This is a genomic window from Domibacillus indicus, from assembly GCF_023715895.1.
GTDB classification, from domain to species: domain Bacteria; phylum Bacillota; class Bacilli; order Bacillales; family Domibacillaceae; genus Domibacillus; species Domibacillus indicus_A.
This window is the reverse complement of sequence record NZ_JAMBOO010000002.1, coordinates 62,814-86,750: the sequence shown is the minus strand read 5'-3', so window position 1 is coordinate 86,750 and position 23,937 is coordinate 62,814. Positions and strand designations below refer to the sequence as shown.

At 46.4% G+C, this 23,937-nt stretch carries 21 protein-coding genes; all 21 read left to right on the top strand.

The window, feature by feature from the left end; genetic code table 11:
- The first annotated feature begins 148 nt into the window (after positions 1-148).
- Entirely contained in the window at positions 149-1,675 is a 1,527-nt protein-coding gene (locus tag M3221_RS03680) for an ABC transporter ATP-binding protein (protein ID WP_251270194.1), read from the top strand.
- Positions 1,662-2,714: an ABC transporter permease gene (locus M3221_RS03675; RefSeq protein WP_309087128.1), complete on the top strand. Its 1,053-nt coding sequence runs from the start codon at positions 1,662-1,664 to the stop codon at positions 2,712-2,714. The genes M3221_RS03680 and M3221_RS03675 overlap by 14 nt, the downstream gene beginning before the upstream one ends.
- Positions 2,715-3,674, top strand: coding sequence for an ABC transporter permease (locus tag M3221_RS03670; protein WP_251270192.1), 960 nt, complete (start codon positions 2,715-2,717; stop codon positions 3,672-3,674).
- A 286-nt stretch (positions 3,675-3,960) separates the two neighbouring features.
- On the top strand, positions 3,961-5,238 hold the full coding sequence (gene yfmF, locus M3221_RS03665) for an EF-P 5-aminopentanol modification-associated protein YfmF (RefSeq protein ID WP_251270191.1): 1,278 nt from the start codon (positions 3,961-3,963) through the stop codon (positions 5,236-5,238).
- On the top strand, positions 5,238-6,533 hold the full coding sequence (yfmH, locus tag M3221_RS03660; RefSeq protein ID WP_251270190.1) for an EF-P 5-aminopentanol modification-associated protein YfmH: 1,296 nt from the start codon (positions 5,238-5,240) through the stop codon (positions 6,531-6,533). The genes yfmF and yfmH overlap by 1 nt, the downstream gene beginning before the upstream one ends.
- The gene (gene ymfI, locus M3221_RS03655; RefSeq protein WP_251270189.1) at positions 6,534-7,256 is read left to right on the top strand and encodes an elongation factor P 5-aminopentanone reductase; all 723 of its coding nucleotides are present in this window, start codon (positions 6,534-6,536) and stop codon (positions 7,254-7,256) included.
- Between the two features lie 58 nt (positions 7,257-7,314).
- On the top strand, positions 7,315-7,560 hold the full coding sequence (locus M3221_RS03650) for a DUF3243 domain-containing protein (protein ID WP_242234485.1): 246 nt from the start codon (positions 7,315-7,317) through the stop codon (positions 7,558-7,560).
- A gap of 138 nt (positions 7,561-7,698) precedes the next feature.
- On the top strand, positions 7,699-8,490 hold the full coding sequence (locus M3221_RS03645) for a DUF3388 domain-containing protein (protein WP_242234486.1): 792 nt from the start codon (positions 7,699-7,701) through the stop codon (positions 8,488-8,490).
- Positions 8,491-8,508: 18 nt separating this feature from the next.
- On the top strand, positions 8,509-9,393 hold the full coding sequence (locus M3221_RS03640) for a helix-turn-helix domain-containing protein (RefSeq protein WP_251270188.1): 885 nt from the start codon (positions 8,509-8,511) through the stop codon (positions 9,391-9,393).
- A 24-nt stretch (positions 9,394-9,417) separates the two neighbouring features.
- On the top strand, positions 9,418-9,996 hold the full coding sequence (pgsA, locus tag M3221_RS03635; RefSeq protein WP_251270187.1) for a CDP-diacylglycerol--glycerol-3-phosphate 3-phosphatidyltransferase: 579 nt from the start codon (positions 9,418-9,420) through the stop codon (positions 9,994-9,996).
- Positions 9,997-10,060: 64 nt separating this feature from the next.
- Positions 10,061-11,311 carry a competence/damage-inducible protein A gene (locus tag M3221_RS03630; RefSeq protein WP_251270186.1) on the top strand — a complete coding sequence of 417 codons (1,251 nt, stop codon included), beginning with the start codon at positions 10,061-10,063 and terminating at the stop codon, positions 11,309-11,311.
- A gap of 412 nt (positions 11,312-11,723) precedes the next feature.
- Positions 11,724-12,773, top strand: coding sequence for a recombinase RecA (gene recA, locus M3221_RS03625; RefSeq protein ID WP_311316121.1), 1,050 nt, complete (start codon positions 11,724-11,726; stop codon positions 12,771-12,773).
- Between the two features lie 241 nt (positions 12,774-13,014).
- The gene (rny, locus tag M3221_RS03620; RefSeq protein ID WP_251270185.1) at positions 13,015-14,574 is read left to right on the top strand and encodes a ribonuclease Y; all 1,560 of its coding nucleotides are present in this window, start codon (positions 13,015-13,017) and stop codon (positions 14,572-14,574) included.
- A 63-nt stretch (positions 14,575-14,637) separates the two neighbouring features.
- Positions 14,638-15,438 (top strand): TIGR00282 family metallophosphoesterase, encoded by an 801-nt coding sequence (locus tag M3221_RS03615; RefSeq protein ID WP_251270184.1) that lies wholly within the window; start codon positions 14,638-14,640, stop codon positions 15,436-15,438.
- 67 nt (positions 15,439-15,505) lie between these two features.
- A complete protein-coding gene (locus M3221_RS03610) occupies positions 15,506-15,766 on the top strand; it encodes a stage V sporulation protein S (protein WP_050181379.1) in 261 nt (86 codons plus the stop codon).
- A gap of 175 nt (positions 15,767-15,941) precedes the next feature.
- Positions 15,942-17,684 (top strand): 2-oxoacid:acceptor oxidoreductase subunit alpha, encoded by a 1,743-nt coding sequence (locus tag M3221_RS03605; RefSeq protein ID WP_251270183.1) that lies wholly within the window; start codon positions 15,942-15,944, stop codon positions 17,682-17,684.
- Positions 17,685-17,686: 2 nt separating this feature from the next.
- On the top strand, positions 17,687-18,568 hold the full coding sequence (locus M3221_RS03600) for a 2-oxoacid:ferredoxin oxidoreductase subunit beta (protein WP_251270182.1): 882 nt from the start codon (positions 17,687-17,689) through the stop codon (positions 18,566-18,568).
- A 122-nt stretch (positions 18,569-18,690) separates the two neighbouring features.
- Positions 18,691-20,226 (top strand): tRNA (N6-isopentenyl adenosine(37)-C2)-methylthiotransferase MiaB, encoded by a 1,536-nt coding sequence (gene miaB / locus M3221_RS03595; RefSeq protein ID WP_251270181.1) that lies wholly within the window; start codon positions 18,691-18,693, stop codon positions 20,224-20,226.
- Position 20,227: 1 nt separating this feature from the next.
- A complete protein-coding gene (locus tag M3221_RS03590; protein WP_251270180.1) occupies positions 20,228-20,665 on the top strand; it encodes a YlbF/YmcA family competence regulator in 438 nt (145 codons plus the stop codon).
- A 102-nt stretch (positions 20,666-20,767) separates the two neighbouring features.
- A complete protein-coding gene (gene cotE, locus M3221_RS03585) occupies positions 20,768-21,268 on the top strand; it encodes an outer spore coat protein CotE (RefSeq protein ID WP_242234497.1) in 501 nt (166 codons plus the stop codon).
- 85 nt (positions 21,269-21,353) lie between these two features.
- A complete protein-coding gene (gene mutS / locus M3221_RS03580; protein ID WP_251270179.1) occupies positions 21,354-23,933 on the top strand; it encodes a DNA mismatch repair protein MutS in 2,580 nt (859 codons plus the stop codon).
- Positions 23,934-23,937 lie beyond the last annotated feature (4 nt).

The following is a 23,937-nucleotide window of genomic DNA, read 5'->3' as shown; positions in this document are numbered from 1 at the left end:
TAGCGGATGCCGGACTGAACGCCGGCATCCCTTTTTAAAGATGACGGGAGTATAGACAAGCTATACTGCCTTGATTTTTAAAAAATTTTGCTCATAAGGTCAGACATCCTACTGGATTATAAGCGTTTTAAAAAGGAGAGTGAGAAAGATGGATTATGTAATCGAAATGCTTGGCATTCGAAAAGAATTTAACGGATTCGTGGCGAACGATAATATTACGTTGCAGCTCGCCAAAGGAGAAATTCATGCTCTTCTCGGTGAAAATGGAGCGGGAAAATCGACCTTAATGAATGTGCTTTTCGGTCTTTATCAGCCAGAAGCAGGACGCATTCGGGTAAATGGACAGGACGTTCACATTACTGATCCGAATAAAGCGAACGATTTAGGCATTGGCATGGTGCATCAGCATTTTATGCTGGTGGACACGTTCACTGTAACGGAAAATATTGTGCTGGGCAATGAGCCGAAGAAATTCGGAACGGTAAATATGAAAAAAGCCGAACAAAAGGTGCGGGAATTGTCAGAGCAGTATGGCCTTTCGGTTGATCCGACAGCGAAAATTGCGGATATTTCAGTGGGTATGCAGCAACGTGTCGAAATCTTAAAAACACTATACCGCGGTGCGGAAATCTTAATTTTTGATGAACCAACCGCCGTCTTGACGCCGCAGGAAATCAAAGAATTGATTGGAATTATGCGTGCGCTCATTAAAGAAGGAAAATCAATTATTCTCATTACGCACAAATTAAAAGAAATTATGGAAGTATGTGACCGGGTAACGGTCATTCGAAAAGGAAAAGGAATTGGCACGGTAGACGTGTCGGAAACAAATCCGAATCATTTAGCGAGCTTAATGGTGGGCCGCGATGTCACCTTTACGACTGAGAAGACGGAAGCCGCTCCAGCTCATAATGTGCTCGAGGTACGTGGACTTTCGGTAAACGATTCGCGCGGTGTTCCAGCGGTGCGCAATTTAAACCTCGATGTGCGGGCCGGTGAAATTGTCGGTATTTGCGGTGTAGACGGCAACGGCCAAACAGAATTGATCGAAGCCATTACAGGACTTCGAAAAGCAGCTGACGGCTCTATTCAGCTGAATGGCAAAGATATTACAGGCTTTAAGCCGCGGAAGGTGACCGAAGCCGGTGTTGGGCATATTCCACAGGATCGGCACAAGCATGGCTTGGTGCTTGACTACCCGATTGGCACGAACATCGTCCTTCAAACGTATTATCAAAAGCCGTATTCAAAAGCGGGAATTATGAATTATAAAGAAGTGTACAAAAAAGCAGCTACGCTGATCAAGGAATTTGACGTACGGACGCCGTCTGAGACAACGCTGGCACGGGCTCTTTCAGGCGGGAACCAGCAAAAAGCCATTATCGGCCGGGAAGTGGATCGTAATCCCGACCTTTTAATTGCCGCCCAGCCGACACGCGGACTTGACGTCGGAGCAATCGAATTTATTCACCGCCGTCTTATCGAACAGCGTGACAGTGGAAAAGCGGTTTTGCTTCTTTCATTTGAGCTTGATGAAATTATGAATGTATCAGACCGGATTGCAGTTATTTATGAAGGGCAGATTGTCGCCAACGTGGATCCAAAAACAACAACAGAACAGGAACTCGGCCTCCTAATGGCCGGATCAAAGAAGGGAGCGGATGAGCGTGTCTAAAAATTGGACTGTATTGGCAGTTCCGGTTATTTCCGTTCTGCTTGGCCTGCTTGCGGGGGCCATTATTATGCTGGTCAGTGGAAACGATCCAGCAGCGGGGTATGCCGCCTTATGGAACGGGGCATTCGGTGATTCGTTTTATACAGGTGAAACATTGCGCCAAATGACGCCATATGTATTTGCGGGCCTTGCCGTTGCATTCGCTTTCCGAACAGGTTTATTTAATATCGGGGTAGAAGGACAGCTTCTTGTCGGATGGCTTGCTTCGGTGTGGGTTGGTCTGGCATTTGAGCTTCCGAAATTCATTCATCTGCCGCTCGCTATTTTGGCGGGGGCGGCTGCAGGAGCGGCCTGGGGCTTTATTCCCGGCTTCCTAAAAGCGCGCCTGCGTGTACATGAGGTTATTGTAACCATTATGATGAACTACACAGCGCTTCACGTAACAAACTATTTTATCCGTGACGTAATCAGCGACGGAGCGGATGCAACAGATCCTGTGCATGAAACAGCCAGTCTTCAATCGGAGTTTCTGCAAAGTATAACAGATTTTTCATCACTTCATAACGGAATTTATTTAGCAGTTGTGGCTGCCATTGTGATGTGGTTTATGCTGGAAAAAACAACGCTTGGCTATGAGCTGCGTGCAGTTGGTTACAACCAGCATGCCTCTGAATATGCCGGCATGAGTGTAAACCGGAACATTATTTTGTCCATGGTCATTTCAGGTGCATTCGCCGGTATTGGCGGCTCCATGCAGGGGCTTGGTACATTTGGCAACATGTTTATTAACTCCGGATTTTCCGGTATCGGTTTTGACGGTATCGCCGTTGCACTTTTGGGAGGAAATACAGCGATCGGCGTTGTGCTAGCGGCTCTTTTGTTCGGTGCATTAAAAGTAGGTTCATTGAATATGCCAATCGAATCAGGCGTGCCGAATGAGCTCGTTGAAATTGTCATTGCGCTGATTATTTTCTTTGTAGCATCAAGCTATATGATTACCTGGCTTCTAGGCCGCTTTAAAAAGAAGGAGGCGAAATAAATGGATGCGTTAACGATCATTGCGTTAATCGTTTCTTCGTCCTTGTTCGCAGCTACACCGCTTATTTTCACAGCACTTGGCGGCGTATTTTCGGAAAAATCCGGCGTTGTAAACATCGGCCTGGAGGGACTGATGATTATCGGCGCATTTACAGGGATTATTTTTAACTTAACATTTGCTGATACATTTGGCAGTGCAACACCTTGGATTGCGCTTCTGGCGGCCATGCTTGCCGGAGGATTGCTGTCGCTGCTTCACGGTTTGGCGTCTATTACGTTCCGTGCCGATCAAGTTGTCAGCGGGGTCGCCATTAACTTCCTCGCACTCGGTCTGTCCCTGTTTCTTGTGAAACTTCTGTATGACAAAGGCCAGACAGACATGATCAAAATGAATTTTATTAAAAAAGATATCCCTTTTTTAAGTGATATCCCGGTCATTGGAGATATTTTCTTTAGCGATATTGCAAGACCAACCATTTTAGCTTTTGCGATCGCCATTATTTCCTGGTTTGTGCTGTACAAAACACCGTTTGGCCTGCGTCTCCGCTCTGTTGGGGAGCATCCGATGGCGGCTGACACAATGGGCGTAAATGTGGCCAAAACACGCTATATTGCCGTGTTTATTTCAGGACTTCTCGGCGGTCTTGGCGGCGCGGTGTATGCCCAGTCTATTTCACTGGATTTCAGCCACGCTACCATTACCGGCCAGGGCTTTATGGCACTTGCAGCCATGATTTTTGGAAAGTGGCATCCGCTTGGCGCGATGGGAGCGGCTATTTTCTTTGGCTTTGCTCAAAGCCTCAGTATTGTCAGCTCGAACATTCCGTTTTTGCAGGACGTTCCGGATGTCTACCTGCTGATTGCTCCATATGTGCTGACCATTTTAGCATTGGCCGGCTTTATCGGACGTGCTGATGCACCGAAAGCATCGGGTACGCCCTATGTTAAAGGCAGCAGATAAAAAAGAGTTCCGCTATATGCGGAATTCTTTTTTTTTGCTTTAGGTCATAGCCTTTTGTTTACCTTTTACCTCATTCTTTAAAACAGAAGGAGAAAAGGTGATTAAAAACGCCTGCTTTTTCTCATACTGTTTTTAAAGTTCGTACATGTTGACAGGTATATCCTGCCCAAATTCTTCATTATATATAAGGTTTTTGTTTCCTTTAAGACATTATATTTCCTATAGGAAGATAGTGAAGATATACTAGTAAAAGGTATTCAGCAACTGGATGCAGAGGAGGAATTCGATGGAAACGACACGTGAACAGACATTTACTAAACCAGGATATAATATTCACACGATTGAAACGGAAAAATTTAAAACAAATACGATTATTATTAAAATGAGGGCGCCTCTCCAAAAAGAGACCGTGACGATGCGTGCACTTTTGCCTCATGTTTTGCAGTCCGGCACCGAAAATGCGCCGTCAGCAGCTGCTTTTCGCACAGAGCTGGATGAACTATACGGTGCATTGTTTTTTTCAGATTCCGCAAAAAAAGGAAACGAGCATGTGCTTACCTTTACAATGGAAGCAGCCAATGAAAAGTACCTGCACGGCGAGAATGGTTTGTTCGACCGGGCGCTGACACTTTTGGCCGACCTACTGTTTCGCCCCCATTTAAAAGAAGGGATTTTCCCGGACAAAGTTGTCCAGCAGGAAAAACGGAGCCTGGAGCAGCGGATCCGGTCCATTTACGATGATAAAACCCGTTATGCTTCACTTAAGCTTGTGGAAGAAATGTACGGAGATGATCCGTATGCATTGCCAGCCGGCGGTTTATTGGAAAAAGTGGGTTCGATTGATGCAGCATCACTGTATACGTATTACCAAAAAGCGCTTGCAGAAGATATCATTGATATTTTCGTGATTGGTGATGTGAAAGCAGAAGAAGTCGCTGCCAAAATCGAGTCGCACCTTCCGTTCCAAAACCGGACTACAACACCTGTCCAAACAGAGCCGGGCACGGTCAATCAGGAAGTACGCGAAATTCATGAAAAGCAGGATATCAATCAAGGCAAGCTAAACATCGGCTGCCGTACAACCATTACGTATGGAGATCCGCAATTTGTCGCCATGCAGGTCGCAAATGGCGTATTTGGTGCTTTTTCCCACTCGAAATTGTTTATGAATGTGCGTGAAAAAGAAAGTCTTGCGTATTACGCGGCAAGCCGTCTCGACAGCCATAAAGGCTTTGTGGCGATGCTTGCGGGTATTGATCAAAAAAATTATGAAAAAACAGTCCGAATCATGAAAGAACAGCTGGAAGAAATGAAAAACGGCCATATTTCCGATCTGGAAATAAATCAAACAAAGGCACTCTTGAAAAACCAGCTGCAGGAATCAGCCGATACAGCGCGCGGTTTGGTAGAAGTGCTTTACCATAACCTCGCATCGGGGACAAAGCGCCCAATCAATCAATGGCTGGAAGAGATTGATGCTGTAACAAAAGAACAGGCAGCAGCGGCCGCTCAAACCATTACGATTGATACGGTGTACTTTTTGTCAGGCAAGGAGGAAGAGTGATGGAGAAAACAGTTTTTGACCAAATGAATGAAACGGTTTATCATGAACAGCTCGACAACGGGCTTAATGTGTATATCCTTCCGAAAAAAGGGTTTAATAAAACGTACGTAACTTTTACAACAAACTACGGATCGATCGATAATGACTTTATCCCAAATGGAGAAACGGAATTTATTCATGTGCCAGACGGCATTGCCCATTTTCTTGAACACAAAATGTTTGAAAAAGCAGACGGCGATGTATTTCAAAAATTCAGCAGCCAGGGGGCATCAGCGAATGCCTTTACTTCTTTTACGCGGACGGCTTATTTGTTTTCAGCCACATCCAACATAAAAGAAAACACAGAAACATTGATTGATTTTGTTCAAGACCCTTATTTTACAGAACAAACGGTCGAGAAAGAAAAAGGCATCATCGGCCAGGAAATCCGGATGTATGATGATAATCCCGACTGGCGCGTATATTTTGGCTTAATTGAAAATTTATATAAAGACCATCCCGTAAAAATTGATATTGCCGGCACGGTCGAATCCATTGCCGATATTACCAAAGACCACCTTTACACGTGCTACAACACGTTTTACCATCCAGTCAACATGTCGCTGTTTATTGTTGGACCGGTGGATGCTGATGAAATGATGGCTTTCGTGAAAGAAAACCAATCGAAAAAGTCTTTTCCGGAGCCCGTTCCAGTTGAGCGGCGGTTCCCTGAAGAGGCTGAAAAAGCAGGTCTTGAGCATAAAGAGATCCGCATGAGTGTGAATACGCCAAAATGCGAAGTAGGCTTTAAAATGCCGGCCTCAGACCGCACAGGCAAGGATAAGCTGCGGGAAGAACTGGCGGCAAGCCTTTTGCTTGAAATGCTATTTGGCAGAACAGCCGAGTTTTATGAAAAAGCGTATGAATCTGGCTTGATTGACGACACGTTCGGCTTTGACTATACAGCAGAACGAGGGTTCAGCTTCGCGCTTGTCGGCGGGGATTCCAATGATCCGAATACGCTGGCTGAGCGCATTCAAACACAGCTGTTAGAAGCAAAAGAAGGCGGTCATTTAACGGAGGAAGCGTTTGAACGTGCCCGCAAAAAGAAAATCGGCGCTACACTTCGCGCGTTTAACTCGCCTGAATACATTGCCAACCAATTTACGCGGTATCAGTTCAATGAACTGAATTTATTTGATACAGTACCGGTATTAGAAGAGATGACTCTTCAGGATGTGACTGCTTTTGCAAAAGAAATGATTCAAGCTGAACGTTTTTCTTCCTGCTTTGTACTGCCAAAAGAGACGGCATAAATGAAAAAAACAGTGTTAATTACCGGGGCATCAGGCGGCATCGGCCGTGCGATTGCCTTGAAAATGGCCGCTTCAGGCTGGGATACCATTCTTCACTACAGCCGCAACGAAGAATCGGTGCGCGGGGCGGCACAAACCATTCAAAAAATGGGCAGAGAAGCTTTGACGGTTCAAGCTGATTTAACAAACCGGCAGGAGGTCCAGCGCCTGGCAGAAGCATCTCAGTCAGCGGAAGCGCTCATTTTTGCCGCTGGCATGAGCCAGTACGGCCTGCTCCAGGATGTCTCAGATGAAGAAATGGAACGGCTGTGGCTTGTTCATGTAAAAGCGCCGATGATTTTATCGAGAGAGCTGCTGCCGGCTTTGCTTCGAAAAGCGCCGGCTTCCATCACGTTTATTTCATCGGTCTGGGGTGAAACGGGTGCTTCGTGTGAATCCGTTTATTCAGCTGTGAAAGGCGCCCAGATTGCTTTTGCCAAAGCGCTGTCGAAAGAGCTTGGGCCGTCTCGAATTCGTGTAAATACAATTGCACCTGGTGCAGTAGATACACCGATGAACAGCGAATTTTCCCAGGAGGAAAAAGAGGAGATCTCTTCGGATATCCCGCTTGGCCGTTTTGCTCTTCCCGATGAAATTGCTTCGGCGGCTTCTTTTTTAGCTTCCAGCGAAGCCGGTTACATTACCGGCCACACGCTGTCGGTAAATGGTGGATGGTACGCATAAATTCGTGCGCCGGGTACACACTAAAGAGGATTCTTACTTGAAAAGGAGGATGCTCAATATGTCTGTACTTGACAACTGGCAGGATTGGAAGAAATTTTTAGGTAACCGAATGGACAATGCCCTGCACCGTGGTATGCCGGAAGAAGCAGTTAACAAATTGGCATATGAGATCGGTGACTACTTGCAGGCAAATGTAGAGCCAAAAAACGAGCAGGAGCGTGTTTTAGCGGATCTATGGTCTGTTGCTGATGAATCTGAGCAAAAAGTCCTGGCGTCATGCATGATGAAACTCGTTCAAAAATAATACAAAGGCGAACCCTTTCCAGCTGTCTGAAGCTGGAAGGGGTTTTCTTTTTACTTGTGCTTTTAAAAATACATAATATCCTTTATTATAGTAAAAGGGTCCATGGCTGCACTATACAAGCCATGCTGGAGGAATATGATGGTCAAAAAAGAATATTACCTTGAATACAAAATTAAAAAAAACCGTCCCGGCCTGCTCGGGGATATTTCTTCTCTCTTGGGCATGCTGTCGATTAATATTGTCACGATTAACGGTGTAGATGATCAAAACCGCGGTTTATTAATGCGGGCGGAAAGTGAAGACCAAATCAAGCGTCTTGAATCTATTTTGCGCACAATGGACACGATTGAAATTGTGAAACTGAGGGAGCCGAAGCTGCGGGATCGAATGGCTGTGCGCCACGGCCGTTATATTGAACGCGATGCGGATGATCGGAAAACTTTTCGCTTTGTACGAAGTGAGCTTGGACTTCTGGTTGATTTTATGGCAGAATTGTACAAAATGGATGGCCATCGATTAATTGGTATTCGTGGCATGCCAAGAGTGGGGAAAACGGAATCTATTGTCGCGGCTAGTGTATGCGCGAACAAAAAATGGCTGTTCATGTCGTCCACCATGATTAAACAGACTGTTCGTGAACAACTGCTTCGTGATGAATACAGCCCAAAGAATATCTTTATTCTAGACGGAGTGATCTCAGCCAAACGTGCCGGCGAAAAGCATTGGCAGCTTATTCGGGAAGTGATGCAGCTTCCGGCTGTAAAAGTGGTAGAGCATCCGGATGTATTTGCAGAAAACAGTCACTACTCAATCGATGATTTTGACTATATTATCGAGCTGCGCAATGAACCGGACGAAGAGATTACATATGAAGCAGTCGAAAAAAATAACCTATTTCAGGACTCGGAGTTCGGTGGGTTTAACTTTTAATATTGGAAGGTGTTATGGGTGACAGAATTAGGGAGAAGATTGAAGGAAGCGCGCGAAGCAAAAGGAATGTCACTTTCAGATGTTCAGGAAACCACTAAAATTCAAAAACGGTATCTTGAAGGTATTGAAGAAGGCACATACGACATTATGCCGGGCAAGTTTTATGTCCGGGCATTTATTAAGCAATATGCGGAAGCGGTCGGTTTAAATGCAGAACAACTATTTGAAGAATTTAAAAGCGAGGTGCCGTCCTCTAACGAAGATGAAGTGCCGCTTCGTCCAACGGGCGCCGCTTTGTCTGAGCAGAAAACACGCGTTGATGCATCAAAGCCCGTTCGTGAATCTTCTAAATGGCTTGATTATCTGCCGAAGCTTTTAGTAGGGGCGTTTATCATTGGCGCGATTGCACTCGTTTATGTGCTTATTCCAAAAAGCGGTTCAGAAAGTGATCCGGCTGTAGAGGAAGAGGTACAGGTAGAAGAGCCGCAAACAGAGAAACCGGCTGTGGAAGAAACACCGGCAACCGAGGAAAAACCAGCTGAGGAAGAAAAAGCAGAACCGGCTAAACCAGCTGCACCGGCTCAAACACTTTCAGCCGTATCTACAAGCGGACGCCAGACGGTTTATGAGCTTTCCGGAGCGGACAAGCTAGAAATTGCTGTTGCTTCCAAAGGAGAAACATGGATTGAAATTACGGACGGAAGCGGCAAAAGCTATTTCAGCGGCATGCTTGCAAAAGGACAAACGCAAACACATAATATGACCGGTCAAAAAGAAGCGAAGATTAAAGTCGGCTTTGCCCCGGATACCGTTATTACGGTGAATGGCCAGGCACTTGCATACAAACTGCCGGCAGACAGCCAGGTGCTGCAGGATATTATCATTCGCCCGAAAGCACAATAACGGTCGTTTCTGGAGGGAACAGTTTTGAATTTACCTAATAAAATTACCATTTCACGTATTTTAATGATTCCATTCTTTATCTTAATTATGTCGGTTGATTTTGGATGGGGAACAATACGGGTTTTGGGAACGAATATGCCAGTCGAGCATTTTGTCGGAGCGCTTCTTTTCATCATTGCTTCAACGACAGATTGGATTGATGGCTACATTGCAAGAAAGTACAACCTGGTAACGAATTTCGGCAAGTTTCTCGATCCATTGGCAGACAAACTGCTTGTATCAGCAGCGCTTATTATACTTGTGGAACTGCAGCTCGCACCCGCGTGGATTGTCATCGCCATTATTTGCCGCGAGTTTGCGGTAACAGGGCTTCGCCTCATTCTGGCGGAAACGGGCGAAGTGGTGGCAGCGAATATGCTTGGGAAAATCAAAACGTGGACGCAGATCGTTGCCATTGCCGTTTTGCTGCTGCATAATGCGCCGTTTGAAAGCATAGGCTTTCCATTTGGCGATATTATGCTGTGGGTGGCCCTGTTCTTCACGCTTTGGTCCGGCTGGGATTACTTTAAGTTAAACAAAGATGTTTTTAAAGACTCGAAATGAGCAAAGAGGCACCCTGGATTCTCCACGGTGCCTTTCGCTTACTAAAAAGGAGTGTATACATAAGATGAATGCAGAAATTATCGCAGTAGGATCTGAATTATTGCTTGGCCAGATCACCAATACCAATGCCCGCTTCCTGTCTCAGCATCTGGCGGAAATCGGTGTAAACGTTTATTATCATACGGTCGTCGGCGATAATGAGCAGCGTTTAGTGGACGCCGTTCAGCTTGCGCAAAAACGGGCGGATTTAATCGTGTTTTCAGGCGGCCTCGGTCCGACAAAAGACGACTTAACAAAAGAAACCATTGCCCGTTTAATTGGTAAGACGCTCGAATACAACGAAGAAGCGCTTGAAAGTATCGAGGCGTACTTTCAAAAAACCGGCCGTATCATGACGGAAAACAATAAAAAACAAGCGCTCGTGATCGAAGGCAGCACCGTGCTGCCAAACGATAACGGCATGGCTCCGGGGATGTTTACAAAAACAGACGACACATATTATATGCTTCTTCCGGGTCCGCCGCGTGAAATGCAGCCGATGTTTACGAACTACGGCCGCGCTGAAATTTTAAAGACAATGGAAAAAGTAGAGCGCATTGAGTCGCGCGTGCTGCGGTTTTTCGGCATTGGCGAATCAGCACTTGAAACAGAAATCGACGATATTTTAGTCAAGCAGACCAATCCGACAATTGCTCCGCTCGCAGGAGACGGAGAAGTTATTTTGCGGATTACGGCCAAGCATGAATCGTTAGCAGAAGCAGAACGTTTGATTCAGCAGGCAGAAGACGACATTTTAAAGCGGGTCGGTGCTTTTTTCTATGGCTATGGAGAAACGACGATCGCGGCTGAACTGGCGGCGAAATTAAAAGAAAAGCAAGTGACGGTTGCTGCTGCAGAAAGCTTAACCGGCGGCTTGTTTTCGGGTGAACTTACAGCGGTCCCTGGTACAAGCGCTGTTGTAAAAGGCGGCATCGTTTGTTACACAAACGAAGTGAAACATAAGGTGCTGGGGGTAAAAAGTGAAACGTTAGCGGCTCATGGGGCAGTCAGCGCAGAATGTGCAAAAGAATTGGCTGAAAATGTTCGTGAGCTGTGCGGCGCTGACATCGGCATTTCTTTCACAGGAGCAGCGGGGCCGGACCCATTAGAAGGGCACGAGCCGGGCACTGTCTTCCTGGCGATTGCGCGTGCAGGGCAGCAGACCATTGTTCATCCGCTGAAAATGGCTGGAAGCCGGGCTGGCATCCGCAAGCGTACAGTCAAATATGGCTGCCACTATTTGCTTGCTTTGCTTGATGAAGCCGAGCAGGGCTGAAAAGGGCGTTTTTCGAAGAAACGAGCGTCATGATTCATGGCTGGCAGAAGGCCGGAAAGCCGACTTGGCACGACAGTTTTATAGACAAAAAATTTCTTCATAAATGTAGGTCCGCCGGTAGTTCCGGCGGGCTTTTTTAATAGGTTTCGTGGTATAATAAGAAAGCAGTAAACCGGTTGAAGCAAATAAAAATCTTCAACTGATCTTCTTTTTCTTCATAGCTTTTTACTCAATTCTATCTCTTCATTCCACAAGCATATTCCAATTTTAGGAAGGATGAAAAAATCGAATAAATGTTCGTTTTTTGCTTGTAATTCACCGTCAATTAAGGTATAGTTAAAGCAGGTTAAAACAACAACCGGCATAACAGCTGTTCCCATATAGATACACATTTTAGAGGAGGAATTTTATAGTGAACGATCGTCAGGCTGCCTTAGATATGGCACTTAAACAAATTGAAAAACAATTCGGTAAAGGCTCGGTTATGAAGCTTGGTGAGCAGGCAGAGCGCCGTGTGTCCACTACACCGAGTGGATCGCTTGCACTTGACTCCGCCCTTGGAGTAGGCGGCTATCCTCGCGGGCGTGTTGTCGAAATCTATGGACCGGAAAGCTCTGGTAAAACAACGGTTGCTCTTCACGCAATTGCAGAAGTACAGGCAAAAGGCGGACAAGCTGCTTTTATCGATGCTGAGCATGCGCTTGATCCGGTTTATGCACAGAAACTTGGCGTAAACATCGATGAGCTTCTTCTATCACAGCCGGATACAGGTGAGCAGGCACTTGAAATTGCAGAAGCTCTTGTACGCAGCGGCGCGATTGATATTATCGTAGTTGACTCGGTAGCTGCACTTGTACCAAAAGCGGAAATTGAAGGCGAAATGGGTGCGTCGCACGTCGGCTTGCAGGCACGTTTGATGTCGCAGGCGCTTCGTAAATTATCAGGTGCGATCAATAAATCAAACACGATCGCGATCTTTATCAACCAGATCCGTGAAAAAGTAGGGATTATGTTCGGAAACCCGGAAACAACTCCAGGCGGACGTGCGCTTAAATTCTACAGCTCTATTCGTCTTGAAGTAAGACGTGCAGAAGCGTTGAAACAAGGGAACGACATTGTCGGAAACAAAACAAAAATCAAAGTCGTGAAAAACAAAGTAGCGCCGCCGTTCCGCGTAGCCGAAGTAGATATTATGTATGGAGAAGGCATCTCGCGTGAAGGGGAAATCATCGACCTTGGTTCTGAAGAAGATATTGTGGAAAAAAGCGGCGCCTGGTATTCATACAATGGTGAACGTCTTGGACAGGGCCGTGAAAATGCGAAACAGTTCTTGAAAGAAAATCCAGATGTACGTCACGAGATTATGATGAAAATCCGTGAGCGTTATGGATTGGACAATGTTCAGGAGCTTCCGCCGGCGGAAGAAGACAACGGAGCGGATACGTTGTTTGACGAAGAATAAGAGAAAAAGCAGGAGAGCGGGTCAGCCCGTTTTCCTGCTTTTTTGTTAGGCTCTTCCGAAATGAGGGGTTTCATGGAGAAAACCTTGACAATGAAATTTTACACCGATAAAATTAAACTTGTATATTTGACATTTTTTATCTTGAAAATGGAAATGTAGTGCTGTTTGTTTCATAACTTATGCGACAGCAGCCAACATGTGAAGCACATGACAATTATTTATAGCAAGAGGAGGTGAAATGATGGAACCCATTACAATCATCTCCATTTTGCTTGGCCTTATCATTGGTGTCGTTGTTGGCTATTTTGTAAGAAAATCAATTGCCGAATCAAAAATCGCAGGCGCGCGCAGCGTTGCTGACCAGATTGTTGAAGATGCAAAGCGGGAAGCGGAAGCGTCGAAAAAAGAAGCTCTTTTAGAGGCAAAAGATGAAATTCATAAATTGCGCACGGAAACAGAGCACGAACTCCGTGAGAGACGAAATGAATTGCAAAAACAGGAAAACCGCCTCCTTCAAAAAGAAGAAAACCTTGATCGAAAAGATGAATCCCTGAATAAACGGGAAGAAACTCTTGAAAACAAAGAGGCATCGTTAAACACAAGACAACAACATATTGAAGAGATGGACAGCAAAGTGGATGAGATGGTGAAAAAGCAGCAATCCGAGCTTGAGCGAATTTCCGCTCTGACACGTGAAGATGCACGCTCCATCATTTTAGAACGGACGGAACAGGAATTATCCCACGATATTGCAATCATGGTGAAAGAAAATGAACAACGTGCGAAGGAAGAATCCGATAAAAAAGCACGTGAAGTACTATCACTTGCCATCCAGCGCTGTGCAGCTGACCATGTGGCAGAAACGACCGTATCCGTCGTTTCACTGCCAAATGATGAAATGAAAGGGCGCATTATCGGGCGCGAGGGGCGGAATATCCGTACACTTGAAACGCTTACCGGTATCGATTTAATTATCGATGATACACCTGAAGCGGTCATCCTTTCCGGCTTTGATCCAATTCGCCGTGAAACGGCCCGCATTGCGTTGGAGAAATTGGTGCAGGATGGACGTATTCATCCGGCGCGTATCGAGGAAATGGTGGATAAAGCCCGGCGTGAATTGGATGAGCATATTCGTGAAATTGGCGAACAAACCACATTTGATGTCGGCGTCCATGGATTGCATCCAGATCTCATCAAAATTCTCGGCCGCTTGAAATACCGGACAAGCTATGGGCAAAACGTACTGAAACACTCGATCGAAGTGGCTTATCTTTCCGGCTTACTGGCAGCGGAACTTGGCGAAGATGAAACACTTGCCCGCCGAGCAGGCCTGCTTCATGACATCGGTAAAGCAGTCGATCATGAAGTAGAAGGCAGCCACGTTGAAATCGGTGTAGAACTTGGTCAAAAGTATAAAGAACATCCTGTTGTCATCAACAGCATTGCTTCTCACCACGGTGACACAGAGCCAACATCTGTTATTGCCGTTCTTGTTGCAGCAGCAGATGCCTTGTCTGCCGCACGACCGGGTGCACGAAGCGAAACACTTGAAAATTACATCCGTCGTTTGGAAAAACTGGAAGAAATTTCGGAATCATACGATGGTGTTGAAAAATCATTTGCCATTCAAGCCGGACGCGAAGTACGGATTATGGTGAAACCAGAGCAAATTGATGATTTGCAGGCTCACCGTCTTGCACGCGATATTCGCAAACGAATTGAAGGGGAGCTCGATTATCCGGGCCATATTAAAGTAACCGTTATTCGTGAAACGAGAGCAGTTGAATACGCAAAATAAGTGAAAGCGGTGTGCGAAAATCACACCGCTTTTCTTTTTTTACAAGAAGAAAGAAGGAGAAATATGGATTTATTATTTGTTGGGGACGTTGTCGGCTCCCCGGGACGCGATATGGTAAGTGAGTACGTGCCGAAATTAAAGAAAAAATACCGCCCGGCTATTACCATCATTAACGGTGAAAATGCAGCGGCGGGACGCGGCATTACAGAAAAAATTTATAAAACCTTTATGCAGGATGGTGCCAACGCCGTCACACTCGGCAACCATGCATGGGACAATCGGGATATATTTAATTTTATTGATGGGGCAAAATGGCTCGTCCGTCCGGCGAACTTTCCAGCATCCGTTCCAGGAAAAGGGATTGCTTATGTGCCGGCCGGTGAATTCGAAGTAGCAGTTATTAATTTACAAGGCCGCGTATTTATGAACGATCTGGACTGCCCGTTTCAAAAAGCAGATCAGCTTGTAGAAGAAGCAAGAAAGCGGACGCCGTTTATTTTTGTTGATTTTCATGCGGAAACAACAAGCGAGAAGCAGGCAATGGGCTGGTTTTTAGATGGACGGGTAACGGCTGTTGTCGGCACACACACACATGTACAGACAGCAGACAATCGGGTGCTGCCAGGCGGAACCGCTTATTTAACGGATGTAGGCATGACAGGGCCGTACGACGGGATTTTAGGCATGGAAAGAGAAACGATTATCCAAAAGTTTCAAAACCAGCTCCCGGCCCGATTCGAGGTGCCAAAAGAAGGACGCACCCAATTATCAGCATGTCTCATTCAAACAGACCGGAAAACAGGACGTGCCAAGTCGATAGAGCGTATTTTAATTAACGATGACCACCCTTTTCACGATTATTGATTCATAGCCCTTCTTCCTTTGAATATATATGAAAGACGAATGGAGGCTTTAGAAGGGGGATTAGGGAATGGATGTGTTAAAAGTATCATCAAAATCAAACCCGAATTCGGTCGCGGGTGCGCTGGCCGGAACCATGCGGGAAAAAGGCAGTGCAGAAATACAAGCCGTCGGAGCAGGCGCCTTGAATCAGGCGGTTAAAGCAGTCGCTATTGCGAGAGGATTTGTCGCACCTGGCGGCATCGATCTTATTTGTATCCCCGCTTTTACAAGTATTGTAATCGCGGGAGAAGCGCGAACGGCAATGAAATTAATTGTCCAATCCCGATAAGCATTCCAGCCATTTGGCTGGAATGCTTTTTAAGTGGCCCCCTGGAGACACCATAAAACACACAAAAAGACATTTTTTACTGATGGAGCATTCGTATAGTGATTTAAGTTTAAAAGTGATACACTAGGAGAAGCAGAAAAATGATGGGGTCATATTTAAAGGAGTGTTAGAAACAATGGCAGAGCAGCTTTCTTGGAAAGTGGGAGGACAGCAAGGGGAAGGAATTGAAAGTACAGGTGAAATTTTCTCAATGGCATTGAACCGCCTCGGATACTACCTGTACGGATACCGCCACTTTTCATCTCGTATTAAAGGCGGACATACAAACAATAAAATTCGTGTCAGCACGAAAAAAGTAAGCTCGGTCGCAGATGACCTTGATATATTAGTGGCTTTTGACCAGGAAACGATTGATGTGAATTACCGCGAGCTTCATGCAAACGGGATTATTATTGCAGATACGAAGTTTAAACCGGTCAAGCCGGATGACACAAAAGCTGGTTTTTATGCGGTTCCATTTACCGAAATCGCAACGGAGCTTGGCACCTCACTGATGAAAAACATGGTGGCTGTTGGTGCTACATGTGCCGTTATTAACCTCGACGTTTCCGTGTTTCTCGGAGTAGTAGAAGAGATTTTTGGCCGTAAAGGTGAAACGGTCGTTCAAAAAAACATGGAAGCTATACAGCAGGGCTACGCGTACATGAAAGAACAGCTTGACGGTGGGACAAGCGCTCTTCAGCTTCCTCCGGCAGATGGACAGAAGCGGATGTTTATGATCGGTAACGATGCGATAGCGCTTGGTGCGCTTGCAGCAGGTGTACGTTTAATGGCAGCTTATCCGATTACACCCGCTTCGGAAATTATGGAGTATTTAATTAAAAAATTACCGAAAGTCGGCGGCACCGTTATTCAAACGGAAGACGAAATTGCAGCTGCGACGATGGCAATCGGCGCCAACTACGGCGGTATCCGATCCTTTACGGCATCAGCCGGTCCGGGATTGTCTCTTATGATGGAAGCCATTGGCTTATCCGGCATGACGGAAACGCCGCTTGTCGTCGTTGATACACAGCGCGGCGGTCCGTCAACAGGACTTCCAACAAAGCAGGAGCAGTCTGATTTAATGGCGATGATTTACGGAACACATGGTGAAATTCCAAAAGTGGTGATCGCGCCGGGAACGGCAGAAGAAGGATTTTACGATACAGTAGAAGCGTTCAACATTGCTGAGGAGTATCAGGTGCCTGTAATTGTCCTGTCTGACCTGCAGCTTTCACTTGGCAAACACACGGTGGAGCCGCTCGATTACAGCCGGGTGAACATCCGCCGCGGAAAACTGGTAAAAGAAGGCATTGCACCGCGCGAAGATAAATCTTATTTTAAACGGTATGAAGTCACACAAGACGGTGTATCTCCACGGGTGATTCCGGGCGTTGTTGGCGGGATTCATCACGTAACCGGGGTTGAGCATGATGAAACAGGCAAGCCGTCCGAGTCGCCAGCTAACCGGAACGCACAAATGGACAAGCGTATGAGAAAACTCGAAAACCTGCCACATGTGTTCCCGAACCCTGTTTATAAAAATGCCAAGCATGCGGAAGCAGACCTTTTATTGATTGGCTTTAATTCTACCGGTGGTGTGATTGAAGAAGCGATGGAGCGTCTTGAAGCGGATGGCATCAAAGTAAACCATGCGCGTATCCGGTTGATCCACCCATTCCCGACAGAAGAAATTCTGCCGCTTATTGAGTCGGCAAAACAGGTCGCTGTTGTAGAAAACAACGCGACAGGCCAGCTGGCAAGTATCATTAAAATGAACGCCGGCTACCCGCATAAAATTAAAAGCATCTTGAAATATGACGGTAATCCATTCCAGCCGCATCATATTGTTAAGAGCAGCAAGGAGCTGATTTAATCATGGCAACAGCAACAACAGCAACATTTAAAGATTTCCGTAATAGTGTGAAGCCTAACTGGTGCCCTGGCTGTGGTGACTTCTCCGTGCAGGCGGCTATTCAGCGCGCGGCAGCCAATGTGGGGTTAACGCCCGAAAAACTAGCGGTTATTTCCGGGATCGGCTGTTCCGGCCGAATTTCCGGTTACATTAATTCATACGGACTTCATGGCATTCACGGCCGGGCGCTTCCGATTGCGCAAGGCGTGAAAATGGCCAATAAAGATTTGACAGTTATCGCATCCGGCGGTGACGGCGATGGATTTGCGATCGGAATGGGTCATACCATCCATGCGATGCGCCGCAACATCGATTTAACGTATATCGTTATGGACAACCAAATTTACGGATTAACAAAAGGCCAGACTTCTCCGCGTTCAGCGGCCGGCTTTAAAACAAAATCAACACCGCTTGGTGCGATTGAGCAGACATTGTCACCGATGCAACTGGCTGTTACAACAGGCGCTACGTTTGTGGCGCAAAGCTTTTCAACGGATTTGAAAGATTTAACAGCGATCATTGAAGCGGGTATTAACCATAAAGGTTTTTCTATTATTAATGTGTTCAGCCCTTGTGTAACGTATAATAAAGTGAACACGTATGACTGGTTTAAAGAAAACTTAACAAAGCTTTCGACAATTGAAGGCTACGATCCATCTGACCGTCAGGCTGCGATGAATACGCTGATGCAGCACGATGACCTGGTAACAGGCATCATTTATCAGGATACAGAGCGTCCTTCTTATCAGGAGCTCGTTGAAGGCTACGCGGAAACGCCGCTCACTGAAGCGGATCTAGATCTTGGAGAAGAAACATTTAAGAAGCTTGTTGAAGAATTTATGTAAGATTTATGGCGCAGAGAAGAAATCTCTGTGCTTTTTCTGTGCCTTGCTTGAGTGCGGTCTTTGAACGGTATATACTTAAGGAATGTGCACGATAGTTTGAAAGATCGGAAAGGGGATTCACCATGAACGAAGAACAACGAAAAAATAGCGAGCAGGCTCGTCCATCGGACAAAAAATCCGTTAAGGACTACAGCCAGTATTTCCAATCTGTTTACACGCCGCCTTCTTTAAAAGACGCTAAAAAGCGCGGAAAAGAAGAAGTAGCGTATCACAATGATTTTAAAATCGACGATCGTTTTCAAGGGATGGGCAATGGCAAAAACTTTTATATCCGTACGTACGGATGTCAAATGAATGCCCACGACACGGAAGTCATGGCGGGTATTTTTATGGCACTCGGCTACAATGCGGTGGAAACACCGGAAGAAGCAGATGTTATTTTACTGAATACATGTGCCATCCGTGAAAATGCAGAAAACAAGGTGTTTGGTGAGATCGGGTTCCTGAAACATTTAAAGCGGGATAACCCGAACCTGCTTCTGGGCGTCTGCGGCTGTATGTCCCAGGAAGAATCAGTGGTAAACAAAATTTTAAAATCATATCATCACGTGGATATGATTTTCGGTACACACAATATTCACCGTCTGCCGGAAATCTTAAATGAAGCCTACATGTCCAAAGAAATGGTTATAGAAGTATGGTCTAAAGAAGGCGACGTGATCGAAAACCTTCCGAAAGTGCGCCAGGGCAATGTAAAAGCCTGGGTAAACATTATGTACGGCTGTGACAAGTTCTGCACGTACTGCATCGTGCCATATACACGCGGAAAAGAGCGGAGCCGCCGTCCGGAAGAAATCATCCAGGAAGTACGCCAGCTTGCGGCGCAGGGCTACCAGGAAGTGATGCTGCTTGGCCAAAACGTAAATGCCTATGGAAAAGATTTTACCGACATGGAATATCGTCTTGGGGACTTAATGGATGAAATTCGTCAGATCGGCATTCCGCGTGTACGCTTTACAACAAGCCATCCGCGTGATTTTGACGACCATTTAATCGAGGTGCTCGCTAAAGGCGGCAACTTGATGGACCATATCCATCTGCCGGTACAAAGCGGTTCAACAGATATCCTCAAAATCATGGCCCGTAAATACACACGCGAGCAGTTTTTAGAGCTTGTGCGCAAAATCAAAGCAGCAATGCCGGATGTAGCACTGACAACCGATATTATTGTCGGCTATCCGAACGAAACAGAAGAACAATTCGAAGAAACGATGTCGCTTTATCGTGAAGTCGGCTTTGAAATGGCCTATACGTACTTGTATTCACCGCGTGAAGGCACGCCGGCTGCAAAAATGGTTGATAATGTGCCGATGGACGTGAAAAAAGCGCGTTTGCAGCGGTTAAATGCCCTTGTTAACGAATTATCTAATGAGTCCATGAAGCGGTATAAAGGCCAAATCGTTGAAGTACTCATTGAAGGAGAAAGCAAGAAAAATCCGGATGTTCTTGCCGGCTACACATCTAAGAACAAGCTTGTAAACGTAAAAGCACCAAAATCGGCCATCGGAAAAATTATTCCAGTGCGTATTACAGAAACAAAATCATGGTCAATGGACGGGGAAGCGGTAGAAATCGAAAATATGGCCGAGGTGAACTAAAATGGAGAAAACCATTTACACAAAAGACGAGATTATTGCCAAAGCAACAGAACTCGCCAATATGATTTCGGCTACAGAAGAAGTGGCGTTTTTTAAACAGGCAGAAGCCAAAATCCACGAAAACCAGAAGCTCCGTGAAAAAATGGCGGGTTTAAAAAGCCTGCAAAAGCAAGCTGTTAATTTTCAGCACTATAAAAAAACAGAAGCGCTGAAGGCAACAGAAGAAAAAATCGCTAAAATTGAGCAGGAGCTTGATGAAATGCCGATCGTGCAGCAATTCAAGCAGTCGCAGACAGATGTAAACGCCATTTTACAAATGGTTGCGACAGCCATCTCTAACAAAGTGACCGACAATATTATTATGGAAACAGGCGGCGACCTGCTTCGTGGTGAAACAGGCGCCCAGGTAAGAAACCGCCCGTCAGGGAGCTGCTCGTAAAAAACAATCCTGCCTTTTAGGCGGGATTTTTTTCAATCTTGGGCACCCGTCTCACTTCCTCTGCATACAATAGGAAGACCACATCAGAGGAGGGACAACAGATTGAGCCAATTCCGCGAGATCATCACAAAGTCTGTCGTTGCCAAAGGCCGGAAGTATACGCAGTCGCACCATGCTGTTCTGCCGCCGAATAAGCCGTCCGGCATTTTAGGCTGCTGGATTATCAACCACGAGTACAAAGCGAAAAAAGCCGGCAATAAAGTAGAAGTATTTGGCACGTATGAAATCAACGTCTGGTATTCCTACCACAACCACACGAAAACGGCTGTTGTCACGGATAAAGTTGAATACAAAGACGTGTTGAAATTAACGTACCGGGATGATGAGTACGACGGAGATGATCATGTTTGGGTAAAAGTGCTGCAGCAGCCAAATTGCCAGGAAGCCGTCATTTCTGACTGCGGTACAAAAATCAACGTGCAGGCGGAACGCGAATTGCTTGTAGAAGTCACAGGTGAGACAAAAGTCTGCGTGGCGTTTCATGACTACGAAGACGAATGGGATTGCGAGCGGGAAACAGCAGAAGAACATCATGACCACTAAATGAGCTGGCGGGGAACGAACCGTTTTCCCGCTTTTTTTTCGTGTGCTATACTATCAGAAGAAGAAAGACAGAGAGGAATGCGACATGGCACAATATACTCCAATGATTCAGCAATATTTGCGTGTAAAGGCAGACTACCAAGATGCCTTTTTATTTTTTCGCCTCGGCGATTTTTACGAAATGTTTTTTGAGGATGCATTAAATGCAAGCCAGATACTAGAAATCACTTTAACATCGCGGGACGGCGGCAGCGCAGACCGGATTCCGATGTGCGGCGTGCCCTATCATTCTGCCAAAGGGTACATAGAGCGGCTGGTCGCAGCAGGCCATAAAGTAGCCATCTGCGAGCAGCGGGAAGATCCGAAGCAGGCAAAAGGCGTGATCAAACGGGAAGTTGTACAGGTCATTACGCCGGGGACCATGATGGAAGGGTCCGGCATTCAAGAAAAAGAAAATCATTACTTGGCGGTGTTCGAGCGTTCCGGCAATGATTATGCGGTAGCGGCAGCGGATGTGACAACAGGCGAGTGTAAAACAGCGCTTTTTCCTTCGTTTGATGCGGCTCTTCATGAGCTGGCAGCTTACGGGGTAAAGGAAGTAATTACGGACGGCACGCTGGATGAGCTGGAAGCAAAGCAGATACACAGCCGGCTTGGCGCGGTTCTTTCGGTAGAGGAAGCGGCGGCAGAAGATTCATTCAGCCCTCTTTTGAGCCAGCTGACGCACGGACTGCTCCGCCAGGCCACAGCCCGCTTGTATCATTACCTGCACCGGACGCAAAAACGCAGCCTCGACCACCTGCAGCCGGCAGAGCCGTATGAAATTCGTGATTATATGAATATCGATTACTTTTCAAAACGAAATCTAGAGCTGACAGAAACGATCCGTTCAAAAGGGAAAAAAGGCTCGCTGCTCTGGCTGCTGGATGAAACAAAAACCGCCATGGGCGGGCGTTTACTAAAGCAGTGGATTGACCGTCCGCTGCTCGATGAAAAAGAAATCGGCCGCCGCCTGGAGGTTGTAGACACATTTATCAAAGCTTTTTTTGAGCGGGAAGAACTGCGTGAACAGCTGAAAGAAGTGTATGATTTAGAGCGGCTTGCCGGCCGGGTCGCTTTTGGCAGTGTAAATGCGCGTGATTTGGTTCAGTTGAAAAAATCACTTGGACAAATTCCTTTGCTTGTTCACGTATTAAAACAAATGAATGGAGCCGAGCTGGACAAGCTGGCTGATTCATTGGATCCGTGCGAGGAGCTTTTGGACGAGCTGGAGCAGGCACTTGTGGAAGAGCCTCCAATCTCGGTAAAAGAAGGCGGCATGATCCGGGACGGGTTCCATGATCAGCTCGATGAATACCGGGATGCTTCCCGTAACGGCAAGCAGTGGATCGCGGAACTCGAGCAGCAGGAACGTGCGAAAACAGGCATTAAATCGCTGAAAATCGGCTACAACCGCATTTTTGGCTACTATATTGAAGTAACGAAAGCCAATCTTGGCTTGCTTGAAGAAGGCCGGTATGAGCGCAAGCAGACACTCGCCAATTGCGAGCGCTTTGTCACACCGGAACTGAAAGAAAAAGAAGCCCTTATTTTAGAAGCAAACGAAAAAATGGTGGAGCTTGAGTATGATCTGTTTTGCGAGCTGCGCGAGCACGTGAAAAGCTTTATTCCGCGCCTGCAGCTCCTTGCCCGCATGGTGAGTGAAGTGGATGTGCTGCAATGCTTTGCGGCGGTAAGTGAGTCGCGCCGGTTTGTCCGCCCGGTGTTTTCAAAGGACGGCCGGATGTGGATTAAAGAAGGCCGCCATCCGGTTGTAGAAAAAGTAATGGACGCGCAAGGATTCGTGCCGAATGACTGCCACATGGAAGAAGGACGGAACGTACTGCTGATTACCGGACCGAATATGTCCGGAAAAAGTACGTATATGCGCCAGACAGCGCTGATTGCGATTTTGGCGCAAATCGGCTGTTATGTGCCGGCAGATGAAGCGGTGCTGCCAATTTTTGACCAGATATTCACCCGGATCGGCGCAGCGGACGATTTGGTGTCCGGACAAAGTACATTTATGGTTGAAATGCTTGAAGCGAAGCATGCGATCGTCAGCGCCACAAATCGCTCGCTCATTTTATTTGACGAAATTGGCCGCGGTACATCCACGTATGATGGGATGGCACTTGCACAGGCGATGATTGAATATATTCATACAACAATTGGTGCGAAAACACTGTTTTCTACTCATTACCATGAGTTAACAGTGCTGGACCAATCCCTCGAGCATATGCAAAATGTTCACGTCACTGCAGCGGAACAGGAGGGAAAAGTCGTCTTTTTACACAAAGTGAGAGACGGCGCGGCCGATAAAAGCTATGGCATTCATGTAGCGGAGCTGGCCGGCCTTCCTGAGGCGGTGATTTCGCGGGCGTCAACGCTTTTGCACTCTTTAGAAAATCGTGAGGAGCACGATGCGCCGGCTGCCGCTCACCAGGAAGGACAGCTTTCTTTCTTTGATGAAGCACCTGTTCCGGCTCCGGTTGAGAAGGAGACAAAGCCGCCCAAGGAAGATCCGTCTATTGTTGCCAAGCTGCTCAGCTATGACATTATGGAAATGACGCCGATGGAAGCAATGAATACATTATATGCTCTGCAAAAAGAAGCAAAAAAATGAGGTG